Annotated in this window: 12 protein-coding genes; 10 read left to right on the top strand and 2 right to left on the bottom strand. The window is 74.2% G+C overall.

Annotated elements, in window-relative coordinates; genetic code table 11:
- The first annotated feature begins 43 nt into the window (after positions 1–43).
- Positions 44–1,558 carry a cation-translocating P-type ATPase gene (locus E7Z53_RS20905; protein WP_440941490.1) on the top strand — a complete coding sequence of 505 codons (1,515 nt, stop codon included), beginning with the start codon at positions 44–46 and terminating at the stop codon, positions 1,556–1,558.
- On the opposite strand, the gene E7Z53_RS20670 is transcribed toward E7Z53_RS20905, so the two are convergent.
- Positions 1,492–3,075, bottom strand: coding sequence for a cation:proton antiporter domain-containing protein (locus E7Z53_RS20670; protein WP_176338471.1), 1,584 nt, complete (start codon positions 3,073–3,075; stop codon positions 1,492–1,494). The genes E7Z53_RS20905 and E7Z53_RS20670 overlap by 67 nt on opposite strands.
- Positions 3,076–3,199: 124 nt before the next feature.
- Between E7Z53_RS20670 and E7Z53_RS17820 the strand changes: the two genes are divergently transcribed.
- From E7Z53_RS17820 to E7Z53_RS17795, 6 genes are all read left to right on the top strand, one after another.
- Positions 3,200–4,591, top strand: coding sequence for an MFS transporter (locus E7Z53_RS17820; protein WP_052132969.1), 1,392 nt, complete (start codon positions 3,200–3,202; stop codon positions 4,589–4,591).
- The gene (locus E7Z53_RS17815) at positions 4,588–5,694 is read left to right on the top strand and encodes a winged helix DNA-binding domain-containing protein (RefSeq protein WP_035927425.1); all 1,107 of its coding nucleotides are present in this window, start codon (positions 4,588–4,590) and stop codon (positions 5,692–5,694) included. The genes E7Z53_RS17820 and E7Z53_RS17815 overlap by 4 nt, the downstream gene beginning before the upstream one ends.
- A 75-nt stretch (positions 5,695–5,769) precedes the next feature.
- Positions 5,770–6,468, top strand: a complete 699-nt coding sequence (locus E7Z53_RS17810; protein WP_176338470.1) for a maleylpyruvate isomerase family mycothiol-dependent enzyme — start codon at positions 5,770–5,772, stop codon at positions 6,466–6,468.
- On the top strand, positions 6,465–6,887 hold the full coding sequence (locus tag E7Z53_RS20900) for a glutaredoxin domain-containing protein (protein WP_229588697.1): 423 nt from the start codon (positions 6,465–6,467) through the stop codon (positions 6,885–6,887). The genes E7Z53_RS17810 and E7Z53_RS20900 overlap by 4 nt, the downstream gene beginning before the upstream one ends.
- Before the next feature lie 273 nt (positions 6,888–7,160).
- A complete protein-coding gene (gene typA / locus E7Z53_RS17800) occupies positions 7,161–9,074 on the top strand; it encodes a translational GTPase TypA (protein ID WP_017833398.1) in 1,914 nt (637 codons plus the stop codon).
- A 37-nt stretch (positions 9,075–9,111) separates the two neighbouring features.
- Positions 9,112–10,467, top strand: coding sequence for a PIG-L family deacetylase (locus tag E7Z53_RS17795; RefSeq protein WP_369598019.1), 1,356 nt, complete (start codon positions 9,112–9,114; stop codon positions 10,465–10,467).
- A gap of 35 nt (positions 10,468–10,502) precedes the next feature.
- Here the strand turns inward: E7Z53_RS17795 and E7Z53_RS20515 are convergent, their stop codons facing one another.
- Entirely contained in the window at positions 10,503–10,793 is a 291-nt protein-coding gene (locus tag E7Z53_RS20515; protein ID WP_241482874.1) for a putative acetyltransferase, read from the bottom strand.
- A 71-nt stretch (positions 10,794–10,864) separates the two neighbouring features.
- Here E7Z53_RS20515 and fdxA point away from each other — a divergent pair, with 71 nt between their 5' ends.
- From fdxA to E7Z53_RS17775, 3 genes are all read left to right on the top strand, one after another.
- Complete coding sequence (gene fdxA, locus E7Z53_RS17785; protein WP_017833401.1) at positions 10,865–11,197, top strand: ferredoxin; 333 nt, start codon at positions 10,865–10,867, stop codon at positions 11,195–11,197.
- Positions 11,194–12,339: a succinyldiaminopimelate transaminase gene (dapC, locus tag E7Z53_RS17780; RefSeq protein ID WP_109244303.1), complete on the top strand. Its 1,146-nt coding sequence runs from the start codon at positions 11,194–11,196 to the stop codon at positions 12,337–12,339. The genes fdxA and dapC overlap by 4 nt, the downstream gene beginning before the upstream one ends.
- Positions 12,340–12,503: 164 nt before the next feature.
- Positions 12,504–13,802 (top strand): citrate synthase, encoded by a 1,299-nt coding sequence (locus E7Z53_RS17775; RefSeq protein WP_176338469.1) that lies wholly within the window; start codon positions 12,504–12,506, stop codon positions 13,800–13,802.
- Positions 13,803–13,811 lie beyond the last annotated feature (9 nt).

Below are 13,811 nucleotides of genomic sequence, written 5' to 3'. Positions count from 1 at the left end.
CGCCCGCGCCCACGAGGTGCCCTTCACGTCCGAGCGGCGGCTGATGTCCGCCCTGGAGGTGGAGACCGCCACCGGCGAGCGGTACCTGTTCACCAAGGGCGCCCCCGACGTCCTGCTGGAGCGCTGCTCGGCGGTGCGCGTGGGGGAGGCCGCCGAACCCTTCGACCCGGCGCGGCGGCGGGCGGCCGCCGCGGCGGTGGAGGAGCTCTCCGGGCAGGCCTACCGCACCCTGGCCGTCGCCGGGCGGCGGGTGCCCGAGCACGAGACGGACGCGCCGGGCGAGGCCGCGGAGCGGGACCTGGTCTGGCTCGGCGTGGTGGGCGTCCTGGACCCGCCGCGCGAGGAGGCCGCGGCGGCCGTCGCCCAGGCCCGGTCCGCCGGTGTGCGCACGATCATGATCACGGGCGACCACCCCGTGACGGCCGCGCGGATCGCCGCGGACCTCGGCATCGTGCCGCCGGGCGCCCCCGCCCTCACCGGCCTGCAGCTGGACGGGCTCACCGACGAGCAGTTCCGGGACGCGGTGCGTGACGTGTCGGTGTTCGCCCGGGTGGCCCCCGGGCACAAGCTGCGCATCGTGGACGCCCTGCAGGCCCTGGGCCACGTGGTGGCGATGACCGGGGACGGGGTCAACGACGCCCCCGCCCTGAAGGCCGCGGACATCGGGGTGGCCATGGGCCGCACCGGCACGGAGGTCACCAAGGAGGCCGGGCGGATGATCCTGGGCGACGACGACTTCGCCACCATCGTGGCGGCCGTCCGCCAGGGGCGGGTCATCTTCGACAACATCCAGAAGTTCCTGCGCTACCTGCTGTCCTCCAACATGGGGGAGGTCGCCACCGTGCTCCTCGGCGTCCTGCTCGCCGGGGCGCTGGGCCTCACTGCGGCCGGGGACGGCGGGATCGCCCTGCCCCTGCTGGCCACCCAGATCCTGTGGATCAACCTCGTCACCGACTCCGGGCCCGCGCTCGCCATGGGGGTGGACCCCGAGATCGACGACGTCATGGCCCGCCCGCCGCGCCGGCCCGGGGACCGCATCCTCGACGCCGGCCTGTGGGTGCGGGTCGTGCTGGTCGGGCTCGTGATGGCCGGCTCGTCGCTGCTGAGCGTCGACGTGTTCCTGCCCGGCGGGCTCGTGCCGGGCACCGGCTCCCTCGAGGAGGCCCGCACGGCCGGGTTCACGACGCTGGTGCTCGCCCAGCTGTTCAACGCCCTGAACTCCCGCTCCGAGCGCTCCAGCGCCTTCCACCGGATGTTCGTCAACCCCTGGCTGTGGGGCGCGCTGGGCCTCGCCGCGGTGCTGCAGGTGCTCGTGGTGCACGTCCCCGTGCTGCAGACCGCGTTCGGCACCGCGGCCCTGGACGCCCGGCAGTGGGCGGTGGCCGTCGGCGCGGCCTCCCTCGTGCTGTGGGCCGAGGAGCTGCGCAAGCTGCTGGCGCGGATCCTGGCGGGGCGGACCGCGGCGGGCCGGGTCCCGGGGCGCCCGAGCCGTCAGTCGGCCCGGTGGCCGAGGGCCTCGACGGTCTCCGCCGCCAGGGCGATCCCGGCGCCGCTGTAGAGGTTGAAGACCGTGCGCACCCCGTGCCCGCGCAGCTCCTGCACCTCGTCGTCGTACTGCGCCACGGCCGCCACGGCTCCCGTGAACCCGGACTCCGTGAGCTGGCGCAGGGCCACGAGGTTGGAGCCGTGGAAGGGCATCGCCAGCACCGCGATCCGCACGTGGCCGGTCGCGATCACCCGCTCCCAGAACTCCTGGTCGGTCGCATCGGCCTCCTGGACGTCGATCCCCTGCGCCCGCAGCCGCTCCACGCGGTCCGTGGCGTTCTCGATGCCCACCACGGAGAAGCCGTGCTCCTCGGAGAGCTCCCGGTAGGCCGCCTGCCCCACCCGGCCCATGCCGAGCACGAGCACCGTGGCGTGGCTGATGTCGATGGGACGGTCCTCCGGGTGCAGCCGGTCGTCCGGGTGCTCCGGGAGCCGCCGGGCGAGGGCGCTGGTCAGGGAGGAGCCGCGCCGGTTGACCAGGGCCGAGATCACGAAGCTCAGGGCGACCGCCACGGAGAGCATCACCAGCCAGTCGTCGTCGAACATCCCGGCCGAGACGCCGATGGCCCCCACGATGAGGGCGAACTCCGAGTGGTTGCCCAGCGCGAGGCCCGTTCGCAGCGACGTGCGGCGGCGCAGCCCGAACAGCCACAGCAGCAGCACGAACAGCATCGCCTGGACCGGCAGGAGGCCCAGCAGCAGCACGCTCATGGCGAGCATCTCGAGGGTCGGCATCCCGTGGAAGCCGATCGAGACGAAGAACGCCACCAGCAGGAGGTCCTTGAGCGTGAACAGGGTGCGGGACAGCTCGCCCGCGTTGGCGTGCGAGGCCAGGAGCATGCCGACGAGCAGCGCCCCGAGATCCCCCTTCAGGCCCACGGCCGAGAAGGCGATGTAGCCGGGGACCAGAGCCATGGCGACGCCGAACAGTGCCTGCAGCTCCCCGTGGCCGATGCCGTCCCAGATCCGGCGGAACACCCACGCCGCCGGCAGCAGCAGCACCAGGGCCAGGGCCCACGGGCTCGGCGGGTGCTCGCTCGTGACGGTGATGAACGCTACGGCGGCGACGTCCTGGATGATGAGGATGCCGATCGCCACGCGCCCGTAGAGCGACGTCGTCTCGCTGCGCTCCTCGAGGACCTTGAACACCAGGACCGTGCTCGAGAAGGACAGGGCGAACCCGGCCAGCAGCAGCGCGCGGAGGTTCTCGCCCGGCAGCTGCAGCCCCACCAGCATCAGCAGGCCCAGGAGCCCCGCCCCGAGCGCCGTGCTCAGGACCAGGTGGATCCCGGCCGTCCCCCAGACCTCCCGGCGCAGCAACGACCGGGCGTCGAGCTTGAGACCGATGCCGAACAGCATGAGGGTCACGCCGACGTCGGCCAGCTGGTCGAGGGCGGGGAGCCGCTCCACGCCCAGGCCGTTGAGCACGAAGCCGGCCGCGAGGAACCCGATCAGGGGCGGCAGCCGCGCGAGGACGGCCAGGGCACCGGCCCCGAAGGCGACGACGAGATAGATGGCAACCGTGGACACAGTCAGCTCCCTCGCCGGCCGGTGGTGTGACCCCTCCAGTCTAGGGCGGGGGCCCCCGGGGACCGGCGCGGCCCCGAGCGCCTACAGTGGTCGCAGCACAGCGCAGCGAGGGAAGGACCGGAGCATGCACGAGAGCCAGCGGCCCGGCGCCGCCGCGTCCGCCCCGACGCGCTCCCAGCGGCTGGACCGGCTGCCGTTCACCACCGAGCACCGGAAGCTCCTCGTCGGCTCCGGCGTCGGCTGGGCCCTGGACGCCATGGACGTGGGCCTGATCTCGTTCGTGATGGCCGCGCTCGCCCAGGAGTGGGGCCTGGGCTCCGGGGAGCTGTCCCTGCTCGCCTCGATCGGCTTCGTGGGGATGGCCGTGGGCGCCAGCCTCGGCGGGCTCCTGGCCGACCGGCTCGGCCGGCGCCAGGTCTTCGCCCTGACCCTGCTGGTCTACGGCACGGCCACCGGCGCGTCCGCGCTCGTCGGGTCCCTCGCCGCGCTCGTGATCCTGCGGTTCGTGGTGGGCCTCGGCCTCGGCGCCGAGCTGCCCGTCGCCTCCACCCTCGTCTCCGAGTACGCGCCCCGGCGGATCCGCGGCCGCGTGGTGGTGGTCCTCGAGTCCTTCTGGGCCGTCGGCTGGATCCTCGCCGCCCTCGTGGGCTACTTCGTGGTGCCGTCCTCCCCGGACGGCTGGCGATGGGCGCTCGTCGTCGGGCTCGTGCCGGCCCTCTACGCCGTGGTCGTGCGCCGGGCCCTGCCGGAGTCCGTGCGCTTCCTCGAGCACCGGGGCCGGACGGACGAGGCCGAGGCCGCGGTGCGCCGGTTCGAGCGGGCGCGGCCGCTGGGTCGCTCCCGGGCCGAGACCCCCGAGCAGGCCCGGGCGGCCGAGGCGGCCGGCCCGCGCCCGGGGGAGGACGCGAGCGGGATCTGGGCCCCGTCCCTGCGGCGGCGCACGGCGGCGCTGTGGACCGTCTGGTTCTGCATCAACTTCGCCTACTACGGGGCGTTCACCTGGCTGCCCACGCTGCTGCTCCAGCAGGGCCTCACGCTGACGACCTCCTTCGGCTACGTCCTGGTCATCACGCTCGCCCAGCTGCCCGGCTACGCCGCGGCCGCCTGGCTCATCGAGGTCTGGGGCCGCCGGATCACGCTGGCCGTGTTCCTCGGGGGCTCCGCGGTGAGCGCCCTGCTCTTCGGCATCGTCTCCATGGGTAGCATCGTGCTCCCGTGGCAGGTGATCGGCTCCGGCATGGCGCTGTCCTTCTTCAACCTGGGCGCGTGGGGGGCCCTGTACGCGATCGGCCCGGAGATGTACCCCACCGCGCTGCGCGGGACGGGGACCGGGGCGGCGGCGGCGTTCGGCCGCGTCGCCTCGATCCTGGCCCCGCTGGCCGTGCCGGCGCTGCTCGCGCTCGGCGGGGAGCGCTACGACGTGGTCACCGTCTTCGTGGTCTTCGGCGCCGCCTTCCTCGTGGCCGCCCTCTCCGCGTTCGCCCTGCCGGAGCAGCGGGGACGGGCCCTGCAGTGAGCTCCCCGGCCGTCCTGACGGACCGCGAGATCGGCCTCGCCCGGCTCGCGGCCCACGGGCTCGTGCGCCCGCAGGACGTGGCGCCCGAGGACGTGGTGCGCGCCCTGGGCGCCGTCCAGGCCCAGGACCTGCCCGGCGCCCTGGTGTCGGTGGCCCTGCGGCGGGCCGGCGGCTCCGGCGGTCTGCGGCAGGCCTTCGAGGACGGCCGGATCGTGCGCACGTGGCCCATGCGCGGGACCCTGCACCTGGTGCCCGCCGAGGACCTGCGCGCGTGGCTGGCGGTCCTGGGTCCCCGCACCGTCGCCGCGACGGCCGCCCGGCGCCGGGCCCTGGGCATCGACGAGCGGCTGGACGCGGCCCGGGAGACCGCCCTCGCCGCGCTGCGCCGCGGCCCGCAGCCCCGCGAGCGCCTGCACGCCGCGTGGGAGGAGGCCGGGCTGCTCGGCGAGCCGGGCCGGGCCTACCACCTGATGCTCGCCCTGCACCTGGACGCGACCCTGTGCCTGGGCCCGCTGACCGCGGACGCCCGGGACCAGCTCGTGGTGGCCGTCGCGGACTGGGTCCCCGCCGCGGGGGAGGAGGCGGCCGTGCCCGGGGCGGCCGCCGGCGGCACCCCGCCCGTCGTCGCCCGCTGGGTGCGCCGGTACCTGCGCGGCCACGGCCCGGCCTCCGTCGCGGACGCCGCCCGGTGGGCGGCCCTGCCGCGCTCCGCGGTGCGCGCCGCGCTGGCGGGGGCCGACGGTGTCGTGGCGGTGCACGACCGCGCCGGCCGCGAGCTGTGGTGCGCCACCGAGGTGCTCGAGGGCCCCGCACCCGGCGGGCGCCGCGCCGCCGGGGTCTTCCTGCTGCCGCCCTTCGACGAGTACGTCCTGGGCTACGGGGACCGCTCCCACGTGCTGGCCCCGGCCCACGCGGCGCGGATCGTCCCCGGCGGCAACGGGGTCTTCAAGCCCACCCTCGTGGCGGGCGGGCGGATCGTGGGGACCTGGGGGCGCGTGCGCCGCGCCGGTGGAGCCGAGCTCGTGCTCGACCCGTTCGAGGAGCTCTCGGCGGCCCGCCGCACGGCCGCCGAGCGGGCCTTCGCGCGGCTGCCGGCGCTCTGAGCCGAGACGAAGCCGGTATGGGTCCGGGGGCCCGGGAGGTGGTCCGGCTCACCCGGCGCTCGATAGGGTGAGGCCATGATCAACCCCGCCCGCCTGCACTCGGACCTCTCCCGCCTCGGCCGCGAGACCGAGATGTTCCTGGCCACCACCGCGTCCCTGTCCGACGACGAGCTGGCCGCCCCCTCGCAGTGCGAGGGATGGCGCCGCGCCGACGTCGTCGCCCACCTCGCCTCCAACGGGCGCGCCCTCGTCAAGCTCGTCGACTGGGCCGTGACCGGGCAGGAGCAGGCCCCCTACGCCTCGATGGAGGCCCGGAACCAGGACATCGCCGAGCTGGCCGCCCTGCCCCGCCAGGAGCTGGTCGAGAAGGCGCGCGAGTCGGCCGCCTACTTCGCCGAGCAGGCCCAGCGGCTGACCGGTGAGCTCGCGGTCGAGGAGGTGCACCTGCACGGCAAGGTGATCCCCGCTACCTCGATCGTGGCGCTGCGCATCGCCGAGGTCGTCGTCCACCACCACGACCTCGACACCGCCTGGACCATCGAGGAGGCCGACCCCGACTCGCTGCTCAACGCCCTCGAGGCCGCCGTGCGCACCATGCGCGCCAAGGGCGCCCCCGGCATGACGCTGGTGACGGAGGAGCGCGACGAGTGGGTGATCGGCGACGGCGCCCTGCGCGTCGAGTCCGACCGGGAGGGCCTGCTCGAGTGGCTGGCCCGCGGCGACGGCGAGAACGTCGAGGCCGACGGCCCGCTGCCGGTGCTGCCCTCCTGGTGACCGGACGCCCCGTGCGCAGCTGGTGGCTCGCGGCGCTCGTCGTGCTCGCGACCGGCGCCGCCGCCGCCGTCCGGCTCGGGCGCGGCGAGCTCGGCGAGGCGACGATCGCCGTGCTCGCCGGCGCCGTGGCCGTCGCGCTGTGCTCCCCGCTGGTCTTCCCGCGCCGGGGCGCCGCCCCGGACGCGGTGACCGTCTACTACCGCCCCGGCTGCGGTTACTGCCTGCGCCTGCGTGCGTCCCTGGGCTCCCGCGCCAGGCGCGCCCGCTGGGTGGACATCTGGGCGGACCCGGACGCCGCCGCCTACGTGCGCTCGGTCAACGGGGGCGACGCGACGGTGCCGACCGTCGTCGTCGACGGCGTCCCGCACACGAACCCTTCCCCCGCCACGGTCCGGGCGGCGCTGGAGCACCGGGCCTGACCGGACCCCCGGCGCGCTCCACGTCCCCGGACGGATCGGCGCCCGCCCCGGGACGGGGACGAGGCGCCGCGCCGGACGGGCGGACGGGGGAGTCGGCGGGGTCACAGCCGCCCGGGGTGCCGCCCGGGCGGCGCCGCGGGGTAGAATGGTCTACGGCCCGCTGAGCGGGCGCTCCCGCCCGGGTCCCTCCGGGTGCGCGGCGGCGCCCCGGCCGCACCCATCGGGAGGGCTGCACCTCCCCCCGCATCTCCACCCGAAGAGAGACCCACGCGTATGCCTGTCACCTCCACCACCGCCCAGCGCGCCGACCTCCGCAACGTGGCCATCGTGGCCCACGTCGACCACGGCAAGACCACCATCGTGGACGCGATGCTCCAGCAGACGCACGCGTTCTCCGCCCACGGTGAGGTCGAGGAGCGCGTGATGGACTCCGGTGACCTGGAGCGCGAGAAGGGGATCACGATCCTCGCCAAGAACACCACGGTGTTCTACGACGGTCCCTCCGCCGAGGGGGAGACCATCACCATCAACGTCATCGACACCCCCGGCCACGCCGACTTCGGCGGCGAGGTCGAGCGCGGCCTGTCCATGGTCGACGGCGTCGTGCTGCTCGTGGACGCCTCCGAGGGCCCGCTGCCGCAGACCCGCTTCGTGCTGCGCAAGGCCCTCGAGGCCAAGCTGCCCGTGATCCTCGTGGTCAACAAGGTCGACCGCCCGGACGCCCGGATCGAGGAGGTCGTGCACGAGTCCATGGACCTGCTGCTGGGCCTGGCCTCGGACATCTCCGAGGACGAGCCGGACCTGGACCTGGACGCCGTCCTGGACGTGCCCGTGGTCTACGCCGCGGGCCGTGACGGCCGGGCCTCCCTGACGCAGCCCGAGAACGGCGGCCTGCCGGACAACGAGGACCTCGAGCCGCTGTTCGCGACCATCATCAAGCACGTCCCCGCGCCCTCCTACGACCCCGAGGGCGTGCTCCAGGCGCACGTGACCAACCTGGACGCCTCCCCGTTCCTGGGCCGTCTCGCCCTGCTGCGCATCTTCAACGGCACCCTCAAGAAGGGCCAGACCGTGGCCTGGGCGCGCGCCAACGGCGAGCTCAAGAACGTGCGGATCTCCGAGCTGCTGGCCACCAAGGGCCTGGACCGCGTCCCGGCCGACTCCGCCGGCCCCGGCGAGATCGTGGCCGTGGCCGGGATCGAGGACATCACCATCGGCGAGACCCTCACCGACCCGGAGAACCCGCAGCCGCTGCCCCTGATCACGGTGGACGACCCCGCGATCTCCATGACCATCGGCATCAACACCTCCCCGCTGGCCGGCCGCACCAAGGGCACCAAGGTCACGGCCCGCCAGGTCAAGGACCGCCTCGACAAGGAGCTCGTCGGCAACGTCTCGCTCAAGGTGCTCCCCACCCAGCGCCCCGACGCCTGGGAGGTCCAGGGCCGCGGCGAGCTGGCCCTGGCGATCCTGGTGGAGCAGATGCGCCGCGAGGGCTTCGAGCTGACCGCGGGCAAGCCCCAGGTCGTGACCAAGACCGTCGACGGCAAGGTGCACGAGCCCTACGAGCACATGACGATCGACGTCCCCGACGAGTTCCTCGGCGCCGTGACCCAGCTGATGGCCGGGCGCAAGGGCCGCATGGAGGCCATGGCCAACCACGGCACCGGCTGGGTGCGGATGGAGTTCAAGGTCCCCGCCCGCGGGCTGATCGGCTTCCGCACCCGGTTCCTCACCGAGACCCGCGGCGCCGGCATCGCGTCCTCCTACGCCGACGGCTACGAGCCGTGGGCCGGGGACATCGAGTACCGCACCAACGGCTCGATGATCGCCGACCGCGCCGGCGTGGTCACCCCGTTCGCCATGATCAACCTGCAGGAGCGCGGGTCCTTCTTCGTGGAGCCCACCTCCGAGGTCTACCAGGGCATGATCGTGGGCGAGAACTCCCGTGCCGACGACATGGACGTGAACATCACGAAGGAGAAGAAGCTCACCAACATGCGTGCGGCCTCCTCCGACACCTTCGAGAACCTCACGCCCCCGCGCAAGCTGACCCTCGAGGAGTCCCTCGAGTTCGCCCGCGAGGACGAGTGCGTGGAGGTCACCCCGGACGCCATCCGCATCCGCAAGGTGATCCTCGACGCCAACGAGCGGATGAAGGCGCACCGGGCCCGGGCCCGCGCCTGACCCCGGACCGCAGCAGCACCGCGCAGCAGGCCCGGCCGTGACCCAGCCCGTCCCGTACTACCCCGAGCAGGGCGTCCTCGTGCGCGAGGACGCCCTGCCGGGGCTGCTGCCCCCGGGCCTGCGCCCGGAGGACGCCCGGCTCCTGTTCGTGCACGCCCACCCCGACGACGAGTCCATCGCCACCGGCGCCACCATGGGCCGCTACGCGGAGCTCGGCGCGCGGGTCGTGCTGCTCACCATGACCCGCGGCGAGCGCGGCGAGGTCATCCCCGAGCCGCTGCACGCCCTCGAGGTCGGCCGGCCGGGGTGCACCGACGACGGCACGGCCCTGGGCCGCCACCGGGTCGGCGAGCTCGACGACGCCGCGGCCCGCCTGGGCGTGGCCGAGCGCTTCTTCGCGGGGGAGCCCCCCGCCCTCGACCCCGCCGTGGGCTTCGCCGGCGGCACGGGCCACTACCACGACTCCGGCATGTCCTGGGGCCCGGACGGGCGGGCCGCCCCCGCCGAGGACTCCTCGCCGCACAGCCTCACCGCGGCCGCGGCCGAGGAGGCCGCCGCCCACGTCGCCGCCGCGGTCCGGGCCGTGCGCCCGCACGTGCTCGTCACCTACGACGACGACGGCGGCTACGGCCACCCCGACCACGTCCGCACCTCCGCCGTCGCGGTGCGCGGCGCCGAGCTGGCCGCCCGTCCGGGCGCGGACGCCGACGGGGAGCCCGTCGACCCCTGGCGCACCCCCCTCGTGTGGGCCGTCGAGGGCGAGGCGCGGTCCGAGGACCCGCGGCCGCAGGCCGCGGTGCACGGCTCCGCCGCGCGCAAGCGGGACGCCATGGCCGCCCACGCCACCCAGCTGGTGCTCTCCGGGGACGGCTCGCGCTTCGCCCTCTCGAACGGGGTGTGGCAGCCCTTCAGCGCCCTCGAGACCTACCGGCTGCTCGCCGGGGACCCGGACGCGGTCGCCGCGGAGGAGGAGACGCCCGGTCGCGCCCGGGCCTCCGTGCTCTCGGCCCTCGTGACGTCCGTCGCGGCCGGGGCCGTGGCGGCGTCCGTGGCCACGGTGCTGCACAGCGCCGTCTGGTACGCGCCCGCCGGGTGGTGGCTCCCGTGGGGGCTGCTCTTCGCGACCGCCCTGCTGCTCAGCGTGTCCCTGTGGGTCGGCACCGCGACCCGCCGCGTGTGGGCCGCCGCCGTGCCGGGGCTGACCGGCTACCTCGTCTCCTGGCTCTTCGCCTACGGCGGGGACGGTTCCGTGATCGTCGTGACGGACCCCGGCACGCCCGTGGGGATCCTGGGGCTGGCCTGGTTCGGGCTGGTCTTCGCGACGACCCTGCTGTCCGTGCTCGTCACGGCCCGGTGGCTGCGCGCCCGGCGGCGCAGGACCGGCGCGGGCTGAGCCCCCCCGGCGCCCGCCTGGGCGGAGCCCGGTGCTCAGGCCCCCCGGGGCCGGCGCCGCGGCGGCGCGGGCGGGACCACCCGGACGGCCCGGATCCCGCCGGCGCCGATCAGCACGTCCCCCCGGCGGGTCCGCACCGTGACGGACTCCTCGTCGGCGGCCAGCAGCTCGCCCAGCGCGTCGGTGAGCGGCAGCCCGGAGGCGTCGTCGGCCGGCAGGGCGTAGCGCACGCTCACGCGCGTACCAGCCGGCAGGCCGGTGAGCAGGCCCAGCGCCGAAGATGACGTCCCGGACGGCGATGTTGAGCCGGATGTCGGATGCTCCATGGCTGTCATCCTAGCCAGGGCACCGTGGCTAGACTGGTCGAAGCAATCCCAGGAGAAAGGTTCAAACCGCCGTGACCTACGTCATCGCCCAGCCCTGTGTCGACGTGAAGGACAAGGCCTGCGTCGAGGAGTGCCCCGTCGACTGCATCTACGAGGGGGAGCGCTCGCTCTACATCCACCCCGACGAGTGCGTGGACTGCGGTGCGTGCGAACCGGTGTGCCCCGTCGAGGCCATCTACTACGAGGACGACACCCCCGAGGAGTGGGCCGACTACTACAAGGCGAACGTCGAGTTCTTCGACGACCTCGGCTCGCCCGGTGGCGCCGCGAAGCTCGGCAACACGCACACGGACCACCCCATGATCGCGGCGCTGCCCCCGCAGAACCAGGACGTCGCCCTGTGACGCAGGGGGACCGTTCCTTCGGCCTCGCCCTGCCCGACTACCCGTGGGACACGATGGCCCCGTACCGGGCTGTCGCCGCGGAGCACCCCGGTGGGGTCGTGGACCTGTCCATCGGCACGCCCGTGGACCCCACGCCCCTGGTCGTCCAGGACGCGCTGGCCGCCGCCGCCGACGCCCACGGCTACCCGACCACCCACGGCACCCCCGCCCTGCGCGAGGCCGTCGTCGCCTGGTACGCGCGGCGCCGCGGCGTGACCGGCCTGGACCCCGCCGCGGTCATGCCCACGGTCGGCTCCAAGGAGCTGGTCGCCTGGCTGCCGCTGCTGCTCGGCCTGCGCCCCGGCGACGTCGTCGTGCGGCCCACGGTCGCCTACCCGACCTACGACATCGGGGCCCAGCTGGCGGGCGCCGAGGCCGTGGCCGCGGACGACCTCGACGAGCTCGACGACGACGTGCGCTCCCGCGTGCGCATGGTGTGGCTGAACTCGCCCGCCAACCCCACCGGCATCGTCCGGGACGCGGCGTCGCTGCGGCGGGTGGTCGACCAGGCCCGCGCCCTCGGGGCCGTGGTCGCCTCCGACGAGTGCTACGCCGAGCTCGGCTGGGGCGCCTGGGACGTCCAGCAGGGCGGCGCCCCGGTCCCGTCGGTGCTCGACCCCCGGGTCAGCGGCGGGGACCACTCCCTGCTGCTGTCCGCGTACTCCCTGTCGAAGCAGTCCAACGCCGCCGGCTACCGGGCCGCGTTCCTCGCCGGCGACCCCCGGCTCATGGCGAGCCTCGTCAACTCCCGCAAGCACGCCGGGATGATCGTGCCCGCCCCGATCCAGGAGGCCATGCGGGCCGCCCTGGGCGACGACGCCCACGTCACCGCCCAGAAGGCGCTCTACCGGTCCCGCCGCGAGCGGCTCGTCCCCGCGGCCGAGGCCTTCGGGCTGCGGGTCCAGCACTCCGAGGCCGGGCTCTACCTGTGGTGCACGGCGGGGGAGGACACCTGGACCACGGTGCAGCGCTTCGCGGAGCGGGGCGTCGTGGTGGGCCCGGGGGTGTTCTACGGCACGGCCGGCGAGGGGTACGTGCGTCTCGCCCTGACCGCCACCGACGAGCGCATCGACGCCGCCGTGGAGCGGCTCGGCCGCGCCTGACACGGTCCCCGGCGCCGCCGGGATTGGTCGCGGCGCGGACGGAGCAGGTAGGTTGGACCCTGACGATCGCTGTGTCCCGGGACACGGCCGTGCTGCGCCGACGGTGGCGCCCGGCGCGGCGACCACGGGCACCGGACACCGACATCCACTCGCGGAGGACGAACATGACTGAGTCTGCACAGAAGACCGGGACGGCCCGGCTCGACTACGGGAACGGAAGCCCCCTCGAGCTGCCCCTCCAGGACGCCACCGAGGGCAACCGCGGCTACGCGATCACGAACATGCTCAAGGAGACCGGCAACGTCGCCTTCGACCCCGGGTTCATGAACACGGCGAACGCGCGCTCCGCCATCACCTACATCGACGGCAACAACGGCATCCTCCGGTACCGGGGCTACCCGATCGAGGAGCTCGCCCAGCACTCCAGCTTCATCGAGACCGCCTACCTGCTCATCTACGGCGAGCTGCCCTCGCCGTCCGAGCTCGAGGACTTCGACACCCGGATCCGCCGGCACACCATGGTCCACGAGGACCTCAAGAGCTTCTTCAACGGGTTCCCGCGCAACGCCCACCCGATGCCCGTGCTGTCCTCGGCCGTCTCGGCGCTGTCCACGTTCTACGGGGACTCCCTCGACCCGTTCGACCAGGAGCAGGTGGAGATCTCCACCATCCGGCTGCTCGCGAAGGTGCCCACCCTGGCCGCCTACGCCTACAAGAAGTCCAAGGGCGAGCCGATGCTCTACCCGCAGAACGACCTCAACTACACGGAGAACTTCCTGCGCATGTGCTTCGGCGTGCCCGCCGAGGACTACGAGATCGACCCGGCCATGGCGAAGGCCCTGGACGTGCTGCTGATGCTGCACGCGGACCACGAGCAGAACTGCTCCACCTCCACCGTCCGGCTCGTGGGCTCCTCCCACGCCAACATGTTCGCCTCGGTCTCCGCGGGCATCAACGCCCTCTACGGCCCGCTGCACGGCGGCGCCAACGAGGCCGTGCTCGCGATGCTCAACCGGATCGAGACGCAGGGCGTGACGCCCGAGGACTTCATGGAGCAGGTCAAGAACAAGGAGTCCGGCGCCCGGCTCATGGGCTTCGGCCACCGGGTCTACAAGAACTACGACCCCCGGGCCCGCATCGTCAAGGACTACGCCCACGAGATCCTCGAGAAGCTGGGCGGCAACGACCAGCAGCTCGAGATCGCCATGCGGCTCGAGGAGAAGGCCCTCGCCGACGACTACTTCGTGGAGCGCAAGCTCTACCCGAACGTCGACTTCTACACGGGCCTCATCTACAAGGCGATGGGCTTCCCCGAGAAGATGTTCACCGTCCTCTTCGCGATCGGCCGGCTGCCCGGCTGGATCGCCCAGTGGCGGGAGATGATCGAGGACCCGGAGACCAAGATCGGCCGCCCGCGCCAGCTCTACGTGGGCGAGGGCGAGCGGCACTACCCGCAGCGCTGAGCAGTCCCG

The organism is Kocuria salina, assembly GCF_013368965.1.
Lineage (GTDB): Bacteria > Actinomycetota > Actinomycetes > Actinomycetales > Micrococcaceae > Kocuria > Kocuria rosea.
The sequence above is the reverse complement of the archived record's forward strand: the minus strand, read 5'-3'. Positions and strand labels throughout refer to the sequence as shown.